The organism is Arthrobacter jiangjiafuii (assembly GCF_018622995.1).
Lineage (GTDB): Bacteria > Actinomycetota > Actinomycetes > Actinomycetales > Micrococcaceae > Arthrobacter_B > Arthrobacter_B jiangjiafuii.
Window position 1 is genome coordinate 2,972,852 of sequence record NZ_CP076022.1, and the last position, 18,392, is coordinate 2,991,243.

General features: G+C 63.9%; 19 protein-coding genes. 1 reads left to right on the plus strand and 18 read right to left on the minus strand.

All coding sequences use genetic code 11. From position 1 onward, the window contains the following. Positions 1–67: 67 nt before the first annotated feature. The 11 genes from KKR91_RS13970 to KKR91_RS14020 all read right to left on the minus strand — a co-directional run bounded on the left by KKR91_RS13970 (position 68) and on the right by KKR91_RS14020 (position 11,078). Positions 68–2,047: a flavin-containing monooxygenase gene (locus KKR91_RS13970; protein WP_210227887.1), complete on the minus strand. Its 1,980-nt coding sequence runs from the start codon at positions 2,045–2,047 to the stop codon at positions 68–70. Further along, positions 2,044–2,880: an ABC transporter ATP-binding protein gene (locus KKR91_RS13975; protein WP_210227885.1), complete on the minus strand. Its 837-nt coding sequence runs from the start codon at positions 2,878–2,880 to the stop codon at positions 2,044–2,046. The genes KKR91_RS13970 and KKR91_RS13975 overlap by 4 nt, the downstream gene beginning before the upstream one ends. Beyond that, complete coding sequence (locus tag KKR91_RS13980; protein ID WP_237688226.1) at positions 2,873–3,646, minus strand: ABC transporter permease; 774 nt, start codon at positions 3,644–3,646, stop codon at positions 2,873–2,875. Before KKR91_RS13980 ends, KKR91_RS13975 begins: the two co-directional genes overlap by 8 nt. Beyond that, the gene (locus tag KKR91_RS13985; RefSeq protein ID WP_210227883.1) at positions 3,643–4,464 is read right to left on the minus strand and encodes an ABC transporter permease; all 822 of its coding nucleotides are present in this window, start codon (positions 4,462–4,464) and stop codon (positions 3,643–3,645) included. Before KKR91_RS13985 ends, KKR91_RS13980 begins: the two co-directional genes overlap by 4 nt. 81 nt (positions 4,465–4,545) lie before the next feature. Further along, positions 4,546–5,544: an ABC transporter substrate-binding protein gene (locus KKR91_RS13990; RefSeq protein WP_210227881.1), complete on the minus strand. Its 999-nt coding sequence runs from the start codon at positions 5,542–5,544 to the stop codon at positions 4,546–4,548. A gap of 59 nt (positions 5,545–5,603) precedes the next feature. Beyond that, entirely contained in the window at positions 5,604–7,256 is a 1,653-nt protein-coding gene (locus KKR91_RS13995; RefSeq protein WP_210227880.1) for a bifunctional 3-(3-hydroxy-phenyl)propionate/3-hydroxycinnamic acid hydroxylase, read from the minus strand. Continuing rightward, positions 7,253–8,005, minus strand: a complete 753-nt coding sequence (locus KKR91_RS14000) for an HpcH/HpaI aldolase family protein (RefSeq protein WP_210227878.1) — start codon at positions 8,003–8,005, stop codon at positions 7,253–7,255. Before KKR91_RS14000 ends, KKR91_RS13995 begins: the two co-directional genes overlap by 4 nt. Beyond that, complete coding sequence (locus KKR91_RS14005) at positions 8,002–8,454, minus strand: nuclear transport factor 2 family protein (protein ID WP_210227876.1); 453 nt, start codon at positions 8,452–8,454, stop codon at positions 8,002–8,004. The genes KKR91_RS14000 and KKR91_RS14005 overlap by 4 nt, the downstream gene beginning before the upstream one ends. Then, positions 8,447–9,265: a 2-keto-4-pentenoate hydratase gene (locus tag KKR91_RS14010; RefSeq protein WP_210227874.1), complete on the minus strand. Its 819-nt coding sequence runs from the start codon at positions 9,263–9,265 to the stop codon at positions 8,447–8,449. The genes KKR91_RS14005 and KKR91_RS14010 overlap by 8 nt, the downstream gene beginning before the upstream one ends. 5 nt (positions 9,266–9,270) lie before the next feature. Continuing rightward, positions 9,271–10,137: an alpha/beta fold hydrolase gene (locus KKR91_RS14015; RefSeq protein WP_210227872.1), complete on the minus strand. Its 867-nt coding sequence runs from the start codon at positions 10,135–10,137 to the stop codon at positions 9,271–9,273. Next, the gene (locus tag KKR91_RS14020; protein ID WP_210227870.1) at positions 10,134–11,078 is read right to left on the minus strand and encodes a 3-carboxyethylcatechol 2,3-dioxygenase; all 945 of its coding nucleotides are present in this window, start codon (positions 11,076–11,078) and stop codon (positions 10,134–10,136) included. Before KKR91_RS14020 ends, KKR91_RS14015 begins: the two co-directional genes overlap by 4 nt. 418 nt (positions 11,079–11,496) lie before the next feature. On the opposite strand from KKR91_RS14020, the gene KKR91_RS14025 reads away from it, so the two are divergent. Then, positions 11,497–12,249 carry an alpha/beta hydrolase gene (locus tag KKR91_RS14025; RefSeq protein WP_237687386.1) on the plus strand — a complete coding sequence of 251 codons (753 nt, stop codon included), beginning with the start codon at positions 11,497–11,499 and terminating at the stop codon, positions 12,247–12,249. Between the two features lie 62 nt (positions 12,250–12,311). On the opposite strand, the gene KKR91_RS14030 is transcribed toward KKR91_RS14025, so the two are convergent. The 7 genes from KKR91_RS14030 to KKR91_RS14060 form a co-directional block, all read right to left on the minus strand. Then, positions 12,312–13,094, minus strand: coding sequence for an ABC transporter permease (locus KKR91_RS14030; RefSeq protein WP_210227866.1), 783 nt, complete (start codon positions 13,092–13,094; stop codon positions 12,312–12,314). Beyond that, entirely contained in the window at positions 13,094–13,921 is an 828-nt protein-coding gene (locus tag KKR91_RS14035; protein WP_210227864.1) for an ABC transporter permease, read from the minus strand. The genes KKR91_RS14030 and KKR91_RS14035 overlap by 1 nt, the downstream gene beginning before the upstream one ends. After that, the gene (locus KKR91_RS14040) at positions 13,918–14,712 is read right to left on the minus strand and encodes an ABC transporter ATP-binding protein (RefSeq protein WP_210227862.1); all 795 of its coding nucleotides are present in this window, start codon (positions 14,710–14,712) and stop codon (positions 13,918–13,920) included. The genes KKR91_RS14035 and KKR91_RS14040 overlap by 4 nt, the downstream gene beginning before the upstream one ends. Further along, complete coding sequence (locus KKR91_RS14045) at positions 14,712–15,782, minus strand: ABC transporter substrate-binding protein (RefSeq protein ID WP_210227860.1); 1,071 nt, start codon at positions 15,780–15,782, stop codon at positions 14,712–14,714. The genes KKR91_RS14040 and KKR91_RS14045 overlap by 1 nt, the downstream gene beginning before the upstream one ends. Positions 15,783–15,967: 185 nt before the next feature. Next, a complete protein-coding gene (locus tag KKR91_RS14050; RefSeq protein WP_210227858.1) occupies positions 15,968–17,158 on the minus strand; it encodes a TerC family protein in 1,191 nt (396 codons plus the stop codon). A 184-nt stretch (positions 17,159–17,342) separates the two neighbouring features. After that, on the minus strand, positions 17,343–17,981 hold the full coding sequence (locus KKR91_RS14055) for a nucleotidyltransferase family protein (protein WP_237687387.1): 639 nt from the start codon (positions 17,979–17,981) through the stop codon (positions 17,343–17,345). Positions 17,982–17,986: 5 nt separating this feature from the next. Further along, a complete protein-coding gene (locus KKR91_RS14060) occupies positions 17,987–18,292 on the minus strand; it encodes a DUF4193 domain-containing protein (protein WP_210227856.1) in 306 nt (101 codons plus the stop codon). Positions 18,293–18,392 lie beyond the last annotated feature (100 nt).

An 18,392-nucleotide genomic window follows, 5' to 3' on the forward strand; every position in this document is an offset into this window, starting at 1 on the left:
GTCTTCTGCCTTCGGTCGGTTGGACGGGGCCAGGGCGGACTTCCTCCGACGCGTCCAGCGGTGATGCCTAAGCGAGGAAATCATAGTCTTCCGGGTCAAGCGACTCGGTCGCCTCCCAGTACTCCACGTTGGTGAAGGGCCAAATCTGCGAGACCCGGCCGCGGCTGTTCTGGTACCAGGTGCGCACGTAAGGCTGCCCCCACGCCATCTGCCGGTTTTCTGTGTCCACCCATTCGACGAACCTATCCAGGGCCTCCGGCCGGACGTCCACTGCCTTGATGCCCCGTTCCAGGACTTCCCGTATGGCCTTGAGGGCGTATTCTCCCGCGCGTTCGAGCATGAAGTGGAGGCTTCCCGCCACGACGCCGCCAACGTTGGGGCCGTAAACCATGAAGAAGTTCGGAAAGCCTGGTACCGTCACGCCGTTGTAGGCGCGGGCGTCACCGTCCCAGGCATCATGGATTTCAATGCCTTCCTTCCCCTTGATCTCGATTCCTTCGAGGTATTCGGAGGGACGGAAACCGGTTGCATAAACAATGACGTCCACCTCGTGGTGGGTTCCGTCTGCGGTCACGATTCCGGTGGGAGTGATTTCCCGGATCGGGGAGGTTTCCAGCGTGACGTTTTTCGAGGTGAGGGCCTTGGCCCACACGCCGTTGTCACGCAGCATCCTTTTGGCACCCGGCGGATAGTCGGGTACGGCATGCTTGAGCAGTTCGGGATGTCCACTGAACTGCTCGCCGAGGATGCGCGTCAGTTCATCCCGCACTTGCTGGTTCCTGGGTGAGACGCTCAGAGGAGCCCCCGGCCAGTCCTTCTCCGCCCTGACTGTGTGGAAACGTCCGGGGATGCCAAGGACTGTCACCCATAGCCGGTACCACTGTGCGTAGTGCGGCACTTTCCTGCTGAGCCACGAGAAGACCTCGGTCATCGGCTTGTGGTAGGCGGGGGCGGGCAGCATCCACGGTGCACTGCGCTGGAAGACAACCATCCTCTCAACACCGGCGCAGATCGCAGGAACAATCTGGTAGGCACTGGCGCCGGTGCCGATGACAGCCACACGCTTTCCCTGCCAGTCGGTTCTTTCGTCCCACTCCTGGGAGTGTACTGCCGTCCCCGTGAAGGAGGCCTGCCCGGGAAAGTCCGGGATGTTGGGGATATCCAGCTGACCGGTGGCGGTGATGACGGCGTTGAATTGGCGAACCTGCCGCGTTCCGGCGGCGGTTTCCGTGGTTACCGACCAGGCGCCGGCGTCGCCGTCCCACTCAGCGCTGATCAGGGCGCTGCCGTACTCGATAAGTGAGGCTACACCGGACCGCTCGGCTACGGTTTCCAGGTATTCCCTGATCTCGTGCCCCTCGGCAAACTGCTGAGGCCAGTCCGTGCGCTGGGCGAAGGAGTATGTGTAGCCGAAAGTCGGTGTATCAAGCCGGACACCGGGATAACGGTTCTTCTGCCAGGTGCCCCCGAGCCGGTCCGTTGCCTCAATAATGGCGAACGGGACCCCGGCTTGCCGGAAGCGGTGCGCGGCGGCCAGCCCGGCGACTCCGGACCCGACAATCAGCGCAGTAAAGTCCCGGCCCGCAGCAACATCTTCGAATCTCCAGTCGGGCGCACCGTTCTTGTCCGGCGCCAGATCCAGTTCGTGGCGGAGCATCCCTGCCCACTCAGTGTGCCCATTGCCCAGATACTCCAGGATGGTGTCTGTTTCGGCTTCGCTGAGCATCCGGGCACGGGTGATTCCCTCGTCGCGAAGCCTCTTCAGTGCGGCGAAGGCGACTTTCCTCCCGCGTTCCTGCTGCAGGGGGGTCATGCCTCCGTGCGGGTGGCCGACGGTGTCAACCGGTGTCAGCGGGGGACGCAGGTCACCGCTGAGGAAGGAGGTGTCGGCGGTTGCCGCGGCCAGTGCTGCGAGCAGCGCTGGGAGGTCGGCGCTGCCGACGATTCGGAGCAGCTCTTCGTCAGACTCAGTGATGGATTCCGAATGTTCCTGCCAAAACAGATCGTCAGGCGTGGTGAGCAGGTCTCCGGTGCTTGCGGCCGTCATGCCGAAGCCTCTTCCAGCCGCGCCGGTTCACTTTGACCGGTCACATTGGTCTTCGCGAACTGCACACGTTCGTAGACCTCGGCGCGCAGTTCCCCGAAACGGGCGTCGGACCGGGTCACAAGCTGGTCGCGTACCTGGGGCAGATCGATGGTGATGTCGTTCTGGATGACCGTCGGCGAGCTTGAAAGCACCAGCACGCGCTCAGCCAAGTACACAGACTCATCGATGTCGTGGGTGACGAACAGGATGGTCATGTTGTGTTCCTTCCAGATCCGCCGCACCAGGTCTTCGAGGTCTGCACGGGTCTGGGCATCAACGGCGGCAAACGGTTCGTCCATGAGCAGCACGCTCGGCCGGGAGGCTACCGCGCGGGCAATGGCAACGCGCTGCTGCATACCTCCGGAGAGCTGCCACGGGTACTTGGCGCCGGCAGCCTCAAGTCCAACCGATTCCAGCGCCTCGGCCACACGGCGGCTGCGTTCAGCCTTCGGGACCCCGGCGCTCTTCAGTGGCAGATTCACGTTTGCTTCAACAGTCATCCACGGGAACAGGCTTCGGCCATACTCTTGGAACACCACCGCCATGCCTTTGGCCGGACCGTTGACGGACTGCCCGTCCAGGACAACACGGCCGGCGGTGGCCCGCATCAGGCCGGCAATGCACTTCAGCAGCGTGGTCTTGCCGCTGCCGGATGGACCGACGAGACAAGCAAATTCACCGTCGTGCAGGTTGAAGGTCAGGGACCGCACCGCCTCGAACTCCGTGGCGTTGGTTTGGTAGATTTTTTGCAGCTGGTCAACTTCGAGGCGGACCTTTTTGGTTGCGTTAGTCATTTTGGTTCTCCTTCAATCCTTCGTACCAGGCGAGTGTCCGCTTCTGGATCATTTGGAAGACTGCAGACAGCGCGACGCCGATGATGCCCAGGAGGAGTACGCCGCTCCACATTTCCGGGATGGCTACGCGGTTTTGGAAGTTAATGGTCCAGTGTCCGATGCCGTCCGTTGAGGCGAACATTTCGGATACGACCATCAGGATGAGCGCGACAGCCAGGCTCTGGCGGATGCCGGCCATGATCTGTGGCGAGGCCGCAGGCAGGACCAGGTAGCGCATCCGTTCGAATCCCTTCAGCCCGATCACCCTGGCGGTGTTTTGCTGCACCTCGTCGATGGAAGTGACTCCAGCGACCGTGTTGAGCAGGATCGGCCAGACACAGCTGAAGACGATCAGGGTGATCTTCATGGCGTCGTTGATACCGATGAGCAGCAGCAGCACCGGGATCAGGATGGTGGACGGGACCGCCCGGATGAATTCGAACAACGGCTCGAAGAGCCAGCGGATCCACCGAACGTACCCGATCACCACACCGACGCTCACGCCGATCACGATGGAGAGCACCAGCCCGGCCAGCAGCCGGACCACACTGGGCACGACGTCTGAAAGGAAACGTTCCGCGAACCAGATACTGAAGAACCGCTCAACGAGGGTTGCCGGTTCCGGAATGAAGAAGTTCGTGGTTACGGAGGTGTAGATGACCCAGAAAGCAATGAGGATCAGTGGCAGCCCGAGTAAATAGCCGGTCTTTTTCAGGACGTTGATCATGCCGTTTTTCCTCCGCGTACCGATTCGTGCCAGAACAGGGTCTTTCGCTCCACGAACCGCATCAGGGTATTGATGATGATTCCCAGCAGGCCGCTGGTAATGATCAGCGAGAAGATTGCCGGCGCTGATCCGTTAATCTGTGCCAGAGCGACTTCTTGGCCCAGGCCGGGCGTTCCCACAATGAGTTCCACGCTGATGGCCAGCACAAGGGCCACCGTGGCTGCCAGCCGCAGCCCGGTCATGAAGAACGGCAGCAGTGTCGGGAAGATGAGGTAGCGGACCCGTTCGGTAAATGTCAGGCCGAGGGTATTAGCGGTATCCATGGCAACCTGGTCCAGGTCAGCTATGCCGTAAAAGACCTGAATCAGCACGATCCACAAGCAGGCGTAAATGATGATCATGAGTTCCGAACCGAGCCTCGGCCCGAACAACAGCGCTGCAATCGGGATTAGCGCCACGGCGGGGATGGGGCGCAGGAACTCGATTGTCGAATGGGTGGCCTTCACCAGGAACCCGTTTGAACCAATTGCCACGCCCAGTACGAGTCCTGCTGCTGCAGAGATCAGCAGGCCCAGAAGCCAGGCGCGGAGGGTGTGACCGGTGGCAACCCAGAACTGGGAGTAGGCCAGGTTTGCAACGAACCGCTCCAGGACTTCCGTGGCAGGAGGCAGGTGTCGGGAATCCACCAGTCCGGACACGGCTGCCACCTGCCAGACGAGCAGGAACCCGAGGATGCCGCAGGTCCCTAGCAGCACCGGTCCAAAGCGGAGCCAGCGTGCGGACCTGCGCGCGGCAATTGATATAGCTGGGTTGGTCATGACAACCAGCCCCCTTTCGGATTTCAGGATTGGCCTGGCGGAGAAGGTCAGACCTTCTCCGCCAGAAGCAGGAGCTCGGCGCTATTTGCTCCAAACCGTGGATTCAACATCGGGCAGGTTCTCCACGACGCCGTGCTTCTCCATGAGGATCGCGAACTGTTCGAGAGCATCCACATCCAGTTCTGCATCCCAGGCAATGAAGTCAGTCTTCTCCGCGGCCTCCGGGGAGGTGCCAAGGACTTCGGGGAGCAGGGCCCGGACCTCGTCCTGGTGCTCTTCGGCGTAGGTGAGGGTCTGTTCCAGCGCGGCCACGAAGCTGGCGATCAGCTCCGGATCATCGCGGGTGAGTGCTCCGCTGGACGCGATGACCAGCTCGGCCCCGCCGAGTTCGGCTTCCTGTATGAAGTCGCTGATAACGCTGCCGCCGTCAGCGACAATCTGCTGCAGGAATGGAGGACCGGCCATGCCGGCGTCGATCTGCCCGCTCTCAAGTTGGGCGCCTACCTCGTTGAAGCCCAGCTGCACGAAGGTCACCGCGCTGGAATCACCGCCGTCGAGCTCTACCGCTTCCTTGATGCCGATCTCGCCGATGCTGCCGAGCGCGTTGATGGAGACGGTTTTGCCTTCCAGGTCCCGGGCTGACTTGATGCCGGAGTCCGGGCCCACCATCACTGCTACAGAATCCTCAACCATCTCGGTGCGGTTGTGCGCGTAGCCGGAGACGATCTTCAGGTCCAGGCCCTGAGCCGTGGCAATGAGGGGAGTTGTCGGGCTGGCCAGCATAAAGTCGAGGCTGCCGGAGCTCAGCGAGGGCAGCTGGGCTGCGCTGCCCTGGCCCAGCAGAAGCTCCAGATTGATGCCTTCGGCTTCGAAGTACCCCTTGTTGATACCCAGCTGCATTGCTCCCACTGCTGAAGACGGGAACAGCCCGATGGTTACGTCGCGGAGTTCAGAATTGCCGGAAGACGCGGCGGCTGCGGTGTCGTCAGCACCTCCGGAGATGGATCCGGAAGCGCAGCCGGAGAGGGCCATTGTGAGAAGCGCGCCTGCTCCAAGCAACCGCATGGTTTTGGTTTTCATCGTGGTCCTTCTTCATTGAGGGATTGGTTTTCGTTCAGGGCACTAGGCCGCCGTATTGGCTAGCTGACCGCCACCGGCTGGCGGACAGTACGGAAATGCCCCTTGAGGAAGATGGCCTGCAGGGTGCGGTCCAGGTCTTGTGCCAGGCATTCGGCGGCGATTACGTGGTCGGGCCGGACCACGACGGCGGAGACCGGACGTGCATGGAACCATGATTTGAGGACCCCGTTTGGGTCTCCCAGTACGTTCACCCCCGGAGAAGTGTTCGCAGCGGCCCAGTTCAGCTGGACAGAAGGCACGAGCTGGACGAGGGAAGCGTCCAGCTCCGCCAAATGTGCCTGGGTATCTTGGCTCAGGAACTGTGCCGGATCGTTGTTCCAGACGAACACCCTCCACCCGGCCTGGACTGCGTCATCCAGCAGGATGCCGGTTCCGCTGGGACCGTCGACGCGCGGCTGCGGGAACAGGATTCCTGCTCCGGGAACCGCACCGTCCTCTACGGGCACGGATTTCGACACCGCCCAAGGCGAGGTCAGGACCACGCCTCTGGTGTACTTCGGCATCGGCTTGAACCCTTGGCCCGAGATGTAGGCCTTGAGCTTGGGCAGCCTGTCGACTACGGCAGCAGCGGCGTCCCGGGCTGCTGAGGTGACCTTGCTCCGGTTCGTCACAACTTTCGACATGCCGACGGAGAGGTCAACCATGGCTTTGACGTGGTCCCTCCGCTCTTCTGCATACGTATCCAGCAGCTGTTCACCCGCATGGCCCCGGACCACGGAAGTCAGCTTCCACCCGAGGTTGAGTGCGTCGCGGATACAGGAGTTCCACCCTTGGCCGGCCACAACCGGCATTACGTGGGCGGCGTCTCCGGCCAGCAGCACCCGCCCGTCGCGGAAACGCTCAGCGACGCGTGCATGGTGCTCGTAGACCCGCCGGCGGATGATGTCCAGCTTGGACGGATCAGCAACGTGGTCCCGCAAAAGCATGTGCAGGAATTCATCGCTTTCAACCAGCGCGTCGTCTTCACCCTCCAGGAGCATGAACTCCCACCGCCGGATGCCGTGGGGCAGGCTCAGGGTCGCATAGCCGCGGTTGGGATCGCCGCCGAAGACGGCATGCGGGGTCCCCAGAGGATCATTGGCTACGTCGATTACCAGTCCGCGCTGCTGCCGGGTTTCACCGGCGAAGGGGATGCCAAGCTTCTGGCGGGTGAAGGAGCGTCCACCCTCGCAGCCGACGACGTACGCGGCGCGAATAGTGGATTCGCGTCCCTGTGACCGGACGGTGACCGTGACCCCGGTTTCGTCCTGAACGAGGTCCACCGCTTCGGTTCCGAACCGAACGTCTACGCTGTCAAAGCGCTGCGTCCCTTCGAGCAGCACCTTATCGACCAGAGGCTGCACAAACCCGTTGCGCCGCGGCCAGCCGAACTCCCGGGTGGTGGGATTGATGCCGGCAATCACCTTGCCGGAACCGTTGACGATCCGGATCTGCTGGTCCGGAACAGTGTGCTCAAGCACCTTGTCCACCAGCCCCAGGCCCTGCATAGCCCGCAGTGATTCGTCGTCGATGCCGACGGCGCGAGGGTAGTCGATCAGTTCGTCCCTGGCCTCGATGAGGAGGGTTGAAACGCCGTTTTGCCCCAGCAGGTTCGCGAGGGTGAGCCCGGTGGGCCCGGCGCCGATAATCAGGATGTCGGCCTGTTCCGTCATGATTTCTCCTCCAAAGCGGCAGCCAGGGCCGCAACGGTTGCCCGGGCCTGCCTGCCCACAAACATCAGGTCGATTCCGATCCCCACAAAGTCGAGTTCGGCGCGGCGGATTTCCGCCGCTGCAAAAGCGGGGTCGCTGCAGTAGAGCCCAAACCGGACGCCGGCTTCCCGGGCTGCCGCAGCCACCCGGAGAATTCCGTCGGCAACCGGCCCTTCGGCCCAGTCAGCCCGTCCGGTCAGCCCGTAGGAAACGGCGAGGTCGGCGGGGCCGACATAGACGGCATCCACCCCGTCAACAGCAAGGATTTGCGCGGCTGCTTCCACTCCTGCAGCCGTTTCAATCTGCACTATGGTTGCCACCATGGCGTTGCCGGCCACACAGTAGTCAGGACCGTCGTAGAGGGCGGGCCTGCTGGGGCCGAGGCTGCGCCGGCCCAGCGGTGGATACTTCGTTGCAGCCACGAGCTGCTCTGCCTGCTGGGCGGTTTCAATGGTTGGTGCAATGATTCCGCGGGCACCGCTGTCCAGGAGCCGTCCGATCGCTCCCGGCTCCAGTCCGGCGGCACGCGCGAAGGCATAGGAATTACCGCGGGGAATGGCACGAAGCATGGTGCAGGCCTGGTCCAGTCCGATCTCGCCGTGCTGCAGATCGATCATGACGCCGTCGTAGCCGGCGGCCAGTGCTGCTTCCACGACGGAAAGCGCAGGCGTCGCCACGTGCATGATGGCCGGGACGCGGGTGGAACTCATGAACGTTCTCCCGCAGCCAGGCGCTGTGCATGGGCGGCAGCGTTGGCGCCGCCAAAAATGGGTGCAATTTCGCGGCGGTGAATCAGCCAGCGGCCGTCTGCCTGAACGTACTGCTCCCGGAACTCGCCCACGCTGGCCGGATGCAGCGGGTCCGGCTGGCTGTCCCGGAAGGTCATGTAGTACGTGGTGCCGCACAGCACGCCGTCAACAAAGGCCAACCGGGTGCCGCCGGAGAAGTGGCGCACCAGCCCGGCATCCACCGTGATGCGGCGCTCACCCCACGCCTTGATGGCGTCGCGGCCCTCCATAATTCCCAGCGGACCGCTGGAAACCGCGTCCTCGGCGTACAGGGTGTGCAGCTGGTCTGCCTGGCCGTGGTCAAGCAACCAGTGGTGCTCGGTTACAAGCTGTTCGATTTCCGCCCGGATTTCAGGGGTGACTCTACGCATGTGCTGATTCCTTCGTGCTGAGGGTGGCGGAGACGGATCCGAAGCCGTGGGAGTATTCGGCCCTGTAGGCCACGTCGGTGTCCCAGTCCACGATCATGCCGATGGATCCGGACAGCAGGATCTCGCCGGCCTGGAGGGGCTTGCCTACCCGCAGGGAGGTCTCGGCCAGCCACGCGATCGCGTTGATGGGTCCCTTCAGTACGTTCCGCCCCACGCCCCGGGTGACTTCCTCATCACCGCGGTACAGGACCATCTCCACCTCGTCCAGATCAACGTCGTCGTAGCCTTTCCGGACGTTGCCTAGCACTACCCCTTCGCAGGCGGCGTTGTCTGCAACGGTGTCAAGGATGCTCATGCCGTAGTTGTGGTAGCGGCAGTCGACCAGTTCCATGGCCGGGGTGACGTAGTCGATGGCGGCCTTAACGGTGGCCAGATCGGAACTGAGCAGGTCCTCTTTCAGGACGAACGCGATTTCCGCTTCGATCTTGGGCTTGATAAACACAGATCGTGGACGAATTACTCCGCTCTGGAAGACCATATCCTCCAGGATGATGCCGTAATCGGGCTGATCCACCCCTGCCTTTGCCTGAACCATGGGGTTGGTCAGCCCTACCTTGCGGCCGACGCGGCGGACGTTGTCCTGTTGTACGCGGCGCTGGGTATTGAGTTCGGAAATTGCGTACGCGGCGTCGAGGTCGCCGTCTTCCAGGTGGTTCCGGATGAAGTCGATGGGGCGGAGCCCCCGGCGGGCCTTGTAGAGTCCATCTGCCAGCGCCTGGATAGTGCCGGGCTCAGCTGTGGTGTGGGACATTCTGGTCACCCCTTTCGGGCGAGGAAATCGAGGGCACGTTCATTGAAGGCCTGCGGGTCCTCCCACTGCGGCCAGTGCGCGGCATTGCGGATGAGCAGCAGCTCGCCGTCGGGAATCGCTGCAGCAAACTGCTCGCCGGTCTCCACACCGCCGGACGGCTCGTGGTCCGTCCAAACCAGCAGCGTGGGTACGGTCAGAGCCGCGTAGTCCTGTACCGTGACGCGATTGCGGAACCGTATTTCCGGGTTCTGCAGGGCCAGGATGTGACCCATGGAGGTGGCGAAGCCTTCCCGGCTGTAGACCGCCCGGCGCATGTGCACCAACTCATCGGTGATGAGCTCGGGGTCGTGGATGACCACCTGCAATCTGGTTTTCACGTTTGCGAAGGTGGGATCTTCCACGGCATTCCGGCTGACCGAACGGGCTTTACCCATGGCGGATTGGGCAACGATCTGCCCTCCCGGTGCACTCAGGATCAGGGTTTTGACCCTCTCGCTGTGCTTCTGGGCAAACTTCAGCGCGATCCACCCACCCAGCGATTCCCCGCACAGGTGCACATCGTCCAGGCCGAGGGCGTCCAGCAGTCCCAACAGGTGCTGTTCGTAGTCCGGGATTTCCAGGTCAGCCTCAGCCAGCGTCGAAAACCCGTGTCCGGGATAGTCGTAGGCGAGAACGGTATAGTTCCGGGCCAGCGCGCGGATGTTCTGCGTGAACGCTTCCAGGTGCCCGCTTGTCCCAGCCATCAGAACGATGGTGTCCGTTCCCTCTCCGACGCGGAGCACGCGGGTGCGGCAGGACCCGACGTCGACGTAGCTCAGTTGATGCGGCAGGTCACCAATCTCCTGCCAGAGTGTCGGCAAATCCCGGCTCATGCAGCGCTGTCCGTCTTGGCTGCCACCACGCCGAAACCGGCGCCCCAGGTTTCGACCGGCCAGTAGCCGTCCACTGCAAAGCTGTAGCTACCCGCCGTTGCGAGGGCGCTGAAAGCCGCAATCCACGTCCGGACTTCGTGGGCGCCGCTGCCACCTTCAGAGTGGAACCATTCGTTGGTCCAGGAATCGACCACGCTAAGGTCCCCGCTGCGGAAAGCGTCAAGAACCTTGTTGTCCCATTCAGCGTTCAACGGCTGGGTGGTTGCCTTGCCCTCTGCGAACTTGCGGATGTTCGCGAGCATGGTCGATTCCCGGACTTCACGCTGAGCCGGCGTCATTTCGGAATGAATCAGCCTCTCCTGGACCTCTTCCGTGGCTCCGTCCCATACCGGGATGGGCGGATTGTGGGACAGCCCGCCTGAGGCAAAGATCAAAACCTTACGGTCGAGCTTCGCCGCAGCGCGACCCACCGCTTCTCCGAACAGCCGGACCCGGTTCATCGGTGTCAGGGGCAGGCCCACCGAGTTCACAAAAATGGGGACAAAGGGGTTCGTGAAGCCGTGACCGTAGACAAATTCCAGCGGCTGGAGCACGCCGTGATCAACCTGCAGGCGCTCAGAGCGGGCAATATCGATGCCGTCCTCGAGGATCAGCCTGTGCAGTTCCCTCGCCGCGTCTCCGTCGACCGGCAGCGGCCCTGCGGCAGTGCCCCAGTCGCCAACACCGGTGGCCTGGGCGCCGACGCAGAACGGAGGCATCATCTCGTACATCACGCCGTTGAAATGGTCCGGACCCAAGGCGATGGTGATATCGGGAGCGAAATCCTCCACGAAGCCCCGGACATCGTCAATGGCCGAGTTGATCTCGGCAAACACTGTTCCGCCGGGGTCCACGTTTCCGAAGGAGGGGGCGTGGGACATTGCGACCACTGCAAGAGTCATTGTGTTGTTTCCCTTCGGGCCTGCCAGGGCCTCTAAATGTGTGGGGTATGCGAGCAGGGAGTTCTTGACTGCATCGTCTAGAATTAGGATTCTAGTGAGTTCAATCACATTTGGCTAGGGGTGTCTGGAAAGTCCTTCGCTTCGGAGCCGACCGGCAACAGGCCCAGGCCCGAGAACATGCGGCTGCGGTCATCCACGCCCACAGACAGAGGAAGCCATGACAACGAACCTGTACCCGCCGCCCTACGACGCTGAGATTGCAGCACTGTTTAGGTCCAGGTATTCCGGCGGTTCCACCCCAACCCGCGACTCATTGGAGTCCCTGCGACTGGCTGCCTCCTCAGGAGACGCTGCCCGTGAGGAGCTGGCCCCGTACCGCACGCGTGAGGAGCTTGTTCCCGCTGGCGACGGAGCGCTGGTGCCGCTCACCGTCGTTCAAGGGAGTCCCAGCCCTGCGGGGCCGGTCATCTTCCACACGCACGGTGGCGGCATGGTTGCGGGTGACCGCTGGACGGGAATAACGCCGTTCCTCGACTGGGTTGATCGCTTTGACGCCGTGCTCGTCACGGTTGACTACCGTCTGGCACCTGAGTTTCCCGATCCCTTCCCCCGGGAAGACGCCTACGCTGCACTGACCTGGATTAGTGAAGATGAGGTAGGGGAAAGCAGGAGAATCTTCGTGGCCGGGCAGAGCGCCGGGGGCGGGATTACGGCCAGCTTGGCCTTGATGGCAAGGGATCGCGGTGGCCCGCTGATCCACGGACAACTGTTGCTCAGCCCCATGCTCGATCACCGGAACACATCGGTTTCGGCCAGGCAGTTCGATGGAACCGGCGGGTGGGACCGGGCAGCAAACGCTTTTGGCTGGGAAGCGTTGCTCGGTCATGGGCACGCAGTGCGCAGCGTTCCCGCACACGCATCACCGGCATGGGTGCAGGACCTGTCAAACCTTCCACCCACGTTCCTGGAATGCGGTACAGCCGAGGTGTTCCGTGATGAGACGGTCTCCTATGCCGGCAGGCTGTGGGAATCCGGCAACGATGCCGAGCTGCACATGTGGGCCGGGGGGTTTCATCGATTTGACAGCCTCGCGCCGGACAGCGCCCTGGCTCTCTCGACCGTCGATGCCAGGACTTCTTGGCTTCGCCGCCAGCTGAGCAAGAACCTGTAGGGGCTATGCCGAGTACGAGCCGCTTCTTTTAGTGCTGCGCCGGAGGGGACCGCGGGGCGGAGCTAGGACCCGTTGCGCCGCTGCAGCGCCGCCTCCAGCGCTGACACCACGGCGTACAGCAGGATCGAGGCGAGCGTCACGACGACGACGCCGGCCCACACCTGGTCGTAGCGGGCACGGGACACCGCCGAGACGATGCCGTAGCCGAGCCCCTGCCCCGTGGCCAGCCACTCGGCCAGCAGGGCACCGGTCAACGCCCCGGGAATGGAAACCCGCAGCGCGGTGAAGAACGCCGGCGCCGAGGACGGCATGGCGACCTTCCGGAACGCATCGAACCGGCTGCCGCCGTAGACCCGGACGACGTCGAGCATGGCCGGTGACGCCGACCGGAGCCCGAAGATGATGGTGACCAGCGCCGGAAACAGCACCACGATCCCGCCCATGGCCGCGACCGCTGCCTCCTGCCGTCCGAAGACCAGGATGATCATTGGAGCCAGCGCCACCAGGGGAACGGACCGCAGGATCAGGGCCACCGGCATCAGCGCCTGTTCCACGCCGCGGAAAAGCGTGAAAACGCCCGCGGCGGCAACGGCGGCCGCCATCCCGGCGGAGAAGCCCATCCCTGCGTCCAGCAGCGTCTGCCCAAGCTGGCCCAGCACCAGCGCCCGGTTGGCCGCCGCCTCTGGCTCCAGCACCAGATAGGTCCAGACATCAAAGGGGCCCTTGCCGATGTAGGAGGAGACATCGAAGGCCCGCAGCAGCCCGATCCACAGCACCCCGACGACAGCAAATGACACCACCAGGGACAACAGCTGCCTGCCGGTGGACAGGGCCACGGCGCGCATCAGAGCCCACCCGTCCGGGCAGCGGAGGAACCGGTTGCCCACGGAGCGGCAACCCGGGAGACCAGGCCCAGCACGGCATAGGCGGCGCCGGCCAGGGCGGTGCAGGCAAAGGCCGTCCCCCACACCCGGGCCACTTCGAGCGTTTGCTGGGCGTTGACCATCGCCGGTCCCAGGCCGCGGTCCACTCCCCCCACGTATTCACCGAGGATCGCTCCGAGCAGGGCGGCGGGGGCAGCGATTTTCAGGGCGGCGAGGATGGCGGGCAGCGCGGCGATGATACGTACCTTCTGTAGCTGGTGGATCCGGCGCCCGCCGAAGACAGTAACGATGTCCAGGCTGGATGAGTCCGCGGCCTTCAGCCCGGCGAGGGCACTGACCATGGTCGTGAAGAACACCGACAGGGCGGCCAGCGCGACGGCGGTGCCGGACGGCTCCCCGGATCGCGGCGGTCCGAGGACGATAAAGATCACCGGCCCCACCGCCACGACGGGCAGGCAATAACTGACGACGGCGAGCTGGGTCGCCAGCCGTTCCAGCCGGGGAACCAGCAGCACGCCGAAAGCAAGGACCAGGGCCAGGGCGTTGCCCCAGAGATAGCCGGCGCCGGCCTCGGCCAGGGTCACCGAAGCGTTGCGCCAGTAGAAGCCCCACCCGTCGGCCTGCAGCTGTACCAGCACCTGCCAGGGCGTGGGAATGGCGCCGGGACCGCCGTCGGCCGGAGCCCCGATGCCGCGCAGGAAGGTCGCGGCACCCAGCCACCACAGGCCCAGCAGCGCCGCGGTGCCGATTATGCCTGCTGCCCAGGGCGGGAGCGGCGCCCGCCTCATCGGGCTTCCGCCGGCACGGAACCGCCGAAGAGCAGTTCCGAAGCGTGGTCGTGCAGGGCATGGAACTCGGGGCTGCGCATCATGTCCGGGGTACGCGGGCGCGGCAGGTCCACCGTGATGGTTTCGATGATCCGGCCCGGCCGGGGGCTCATGACGGCCACCGTGTCGGACAGGAACACCGCTTCGGAGATCCCATGGGTCACCATCAGCGTGGTGGCCGGCTTTTCGGTCCAGATCCGCAGCAGTTCAAGGTTGAGCCGCTGGCGGGTCATGTCGTCGAGCGCCCCGAAAGGTTCGTCCAGCAGCAGCACAGAGGGCTTGACCACCAGCGCCCGCGCAATGGAGACCCGCTGCCGCATGCCTCCGGAGAGCTGCGCCGGCCGGGCCTTCTCAAACCCGTCCAGTCCCACCAGGGTTATGAGTTCGCGGATGAACGCATCATCGACGGGGAGCCCGGATACCTCCAGCGGGAGCCGGATGTTGGTGTACACACTCCGCCAGGGGAGCAACGCCGAGTCCTGGAAGGCGATGCCCAGCTCGTGGCCGCGCCGCAGCTCCGCGGGGGATTTGCCGTCGACCAGGACCTCTCCGGTGCTGGGTTCCTCCAGCCCGGCGAGGATGCGCAGGACGGTCGATTTGCCGCACCCTGACGGACCCAGCAGCGACAGGAACGATCCGCGGTCTGTCTCCAGATTCGTTTCCGCCAGCGCCGTGACCTTCTGCCGTCCCGAGGCAAAGGTCTTGCCCAGGTTCTGCAGGCTGATGCCCGTGCCGGTTCGTTGGGCCTGCACTACTTCAGCTCCGGGTTTTCCTCGTAGACCTCGGTCAGCAGGCTCATGTCAAAGATGTCCTCGGCGGCCAGGTCGTAGCCGGCCAGCTTCAGGATCGACAGGTTCTCCTTGATCAGCGGGTCACTGATGCTCAGCAGTCCGTTGGCCTCGGTCTCCGCCGACACCACCAGCTTGGAGTTCTGTTCCTCGGCCTGCCGGATTTCCTTGGCCGGGTCCAGGTTCAGGTCCGCACCGTAGACCTCGACGGCGAGCCGGGCTGACTCTTCCGCGTCACCGACGGCGTCCTTCCAGCCGCGCAGAGTGGCTTTCAGGAAGGCCTTGAGTTCCTCGCGGCGGGTTTCAATGTTCTCGTCGGAGGTCACGAAGCTCTCGGCAATGAAGGGCAGCCCGTTGTCGGCGAAGGACAGCGCGGCTGTTTGATGTCCCGCCAGTTCCAGTGTGAGGGCCTCGTTGGTGAGGTAGCCGAAGAAGCCGTCCACATCGCCGTTGACCAGCGGCTGCGGGTCGTATTGGACGGGCACCTTCTCCAGTGAGCCGGGATCGATGCCGTTGACCTGGAGCAGGGCGTCGAACAGGGTCTCGTTGACGCCGGCCTGCACACCGATCCGCTTGCCGGAAAGATCCTTCGGGGTGGTGATCGGATTGCCGGCCAGGGAGATGATGACAAAGGGGTTCTTCTGGTAGGTCGTGCCGATGATCTTCAGCGGGCCGTCTTCCTCCGCGATCACCGGAGCCACGCCCATCGGGCTGGACGTGCCCACCAGCGCGCCGCCGGAGAGAACCATGCTCTCCGTCGAGGTGCCGCCGGGTCCGCCGGCGATCAGGTTCACCTCGGAGAAACCCGCTTCGGTGTAGTAGCCGTTGGCATCGGCAAAGTACTCGCCGGCGAATTCCGCATTCTTGATCCAGGAGAGGTTGAGCTCCAGCGTTCCGTAGTCGGCGCCGGCGGCTTCTGCGGCCGGCTCGGTGGATCCGCCGCATGCCGTGGCCATCAGCACGGCGGACAGAGCCAGCGTCCCGATCAGGGTCCGTGCAGTGGTGGAGCGGTTTTTCAGGCGGAAGGGATTCATGGGTACCGGCGCTTCTCTTAGGTCCGACGTGTCAGACCGAGCCTAGGAATCCACTGTTTCCGCAGCATCCCGCCCCTGTTACAGGACGGTGAACGCGCATTACATTCCGGAAAACGCCACGGCCGGCCGCAGCGTTGCGCTGCAGCCGGCCGTGGTCACCGGGCGGATCTCCGCCCCGGCACTTACTAGGAGTTGATGTACTTCGCGTGCATTTCGTGGGCGTGGGCCACCTCGGCACGGATGGCCTCAATGTCCTTGACCTTGTCGCGGTACTTCTTGTCCATCGTGAAGATGACCTTCTCCTCCTCGCAGAGGGCGGTGTAGACGCGCTCGCGTTCCGCCGGGTCCGACGTGTAGGTCAGGTCCTGGTATGCAGCCGCGTGGCGGCGTGCGTTGTTCACCGCAGCCGTTGCCTTGCCGGCAGGGCTGACCAGGGAGGCGATGACGGTGATCACCAGGACGCCGAGGATGACACTCAGCGACAACCCGGTGCTGATCTCCACCACCGGAACGTGCTCGCCGCCGTTGATGAACGGGAGGGTGTTCTCGTGCAGCGCGTGCAGGACCAGCTTGACGCCGATGAAGGCCAGGATCGCGGCCAGGCCGTAGGAGAGGTAGATGAGGCGGTCCAGCAGTCCGTCGATGAGGAAGTAGAGCTGGCGCAGGCCCATCAGGGAGAACGCGGTAGCGGTGAAGACGATGAAGGTGCTCTGGGTCAGGCCGAAGATGGCCGGAATGGAGTCCAGGGCGAACAGGAGGTCTGTTCCGCCGATCGCCACCATGACCAGCAGCATCGGGGTGAGGACCTTCTTGCCGTTTTCCAGGGTGAAGAGCTTGTCGCCGTCGTAGTGGTCCGTGGTGGGCAGGACCTTCTTGGCCAGGCGGATGATGAAGTTGTTGGCCTCATCGTCGTCGCCCTCGCCTTCGGGCTTGAGCAGGTTGCCGGCGGTGATGAGCAGGATCAGGCCGAAGATGTAGAAGACCCAGGAGAAGGAGTTGATCAGCGCGGCGCCCAGGAAGATGAACCCGGTGCGGGCAATCAGGGCGAAGACGATGCCGAACAGCAGCACCTTCTGCTGGTCTTCGCGGGGCACCCGGAAGCTGGCCATGATGATCAGGAAGACAAAGAGGTTGTCGACGGAGAGGGCTTTCTCCGTGATGTAGCCCGCGAAGTATTCCGCACCATCGGTGGGGCCGCTGAAGAGGAAGACAATAACGCCGAATATGACGGCCAGGCCAACGTAGATGGAGGACCAGACGGCCGCTTCCTTCAGGGTGGGGATGTGGGCCTTGCGGATGTGGAAGAAGTAATCAAAGGCCAGCAAGGCCAGAATGACGGCAATCGTCACTCCCCAGATCAAGGGGGAAACAGTCATGGCGGTCCGCTTTCGTAGGGTACGTCAAAGGAACATAAGTCTCTCCCGGCAAGCGAATCAAGCGGCTTGCCCTCTGAATCCGGCAGGGCGTCGGTGCCCGGCGTGTTGACGGAAATCAAAGTCTTGGGATACTCCCCTACGAATACCCGAGTCTAACGGTAAGAACGGCTGTCCGGCCAATCACTTAAGAGGGCCGCTCCAGCAGCGGAAGATCGGCCGGCGTGTCCACGTCGAGGCCGTCGCCCGCATCGGAGCAGTCGACAACGTCCACGAGGTGGCCGTTCGCGGCGAGGAAGGACCGTGCGCCCTGGTCGCCGAGGGCAGTGGCGGCAGCCTGCCGGGCCAGTTCCAGGTCAAAGAGCATCGGATGGCCGCGGCGCAGCGGGCCGGGGCCTGCGTCCAGCACCGAGCCGGGGTTGCGGTAGCCGGCGGCAGTGACGCGGCCGGGCGTCCGGGCGTCGAGGAGGCGGGCGACGACGGCGGCGCTGATGCCGGGTTGGTCCCCCAGAGCGACCAGCAGGTAGCCGGCGTCGGGCGCCGCGACCGCTGCCGCATTTACTCCGGCCCGGAAGGAGGAAGCCATCCCTGACTCCCAGTCCGGGTTCACGACGACGACGGCGCCGCCCAGTGCGGCGCTGCGCCTGACCCGCTCCGCGTCGGCGCCGAGCACCACAGCGGCCGTCCGGCAGCCGCCGTCGTGCATTTGGGCCAGGATGTGTTCAATCAGGGGCCGCCCATGAAAGGGCAGAAGGGCCTTGGGCCCTCGGCCCAGGCGGGTGCCCGCCCCGGCAGCCAGCACGACGCCGGTCACCGGAGCGGGCACGGGGGTCAGCCCTCGCAGTCCGAGCAGTACTTCAGGCCGTTCTTTTCCAGGGCCACCTGGGAGCGGTGGCGGACCAGGAAGCAGGATCCGCAGGTGAATTCGTCTTCTTGGGCCGGGATGACCCGGACGAGGAGTTCTTCGCCGGAGAGGTCTGCGCCGGGAAGCTCGAAGTTCTCGGCTGCGTCGGTTTCGTCCACATCCACAGCCGTGGCGGACGGGGTCACACTGCGCTGGGCCTGCAGTTCCTCAAGGGAAGCGGTGGATGCCCCATCGTCTTCGGTCTTGCGCGGTGCGTCGTAGTCTGTTGCCATCTTCCTTAGCTCACACTCCAATTTTCAGCTAGTTTCCGGGATCCGGCCTCGATCGTAACGGATGGACGGCGGGCCGCCTGCTTCCTATGCCCAAATCGGT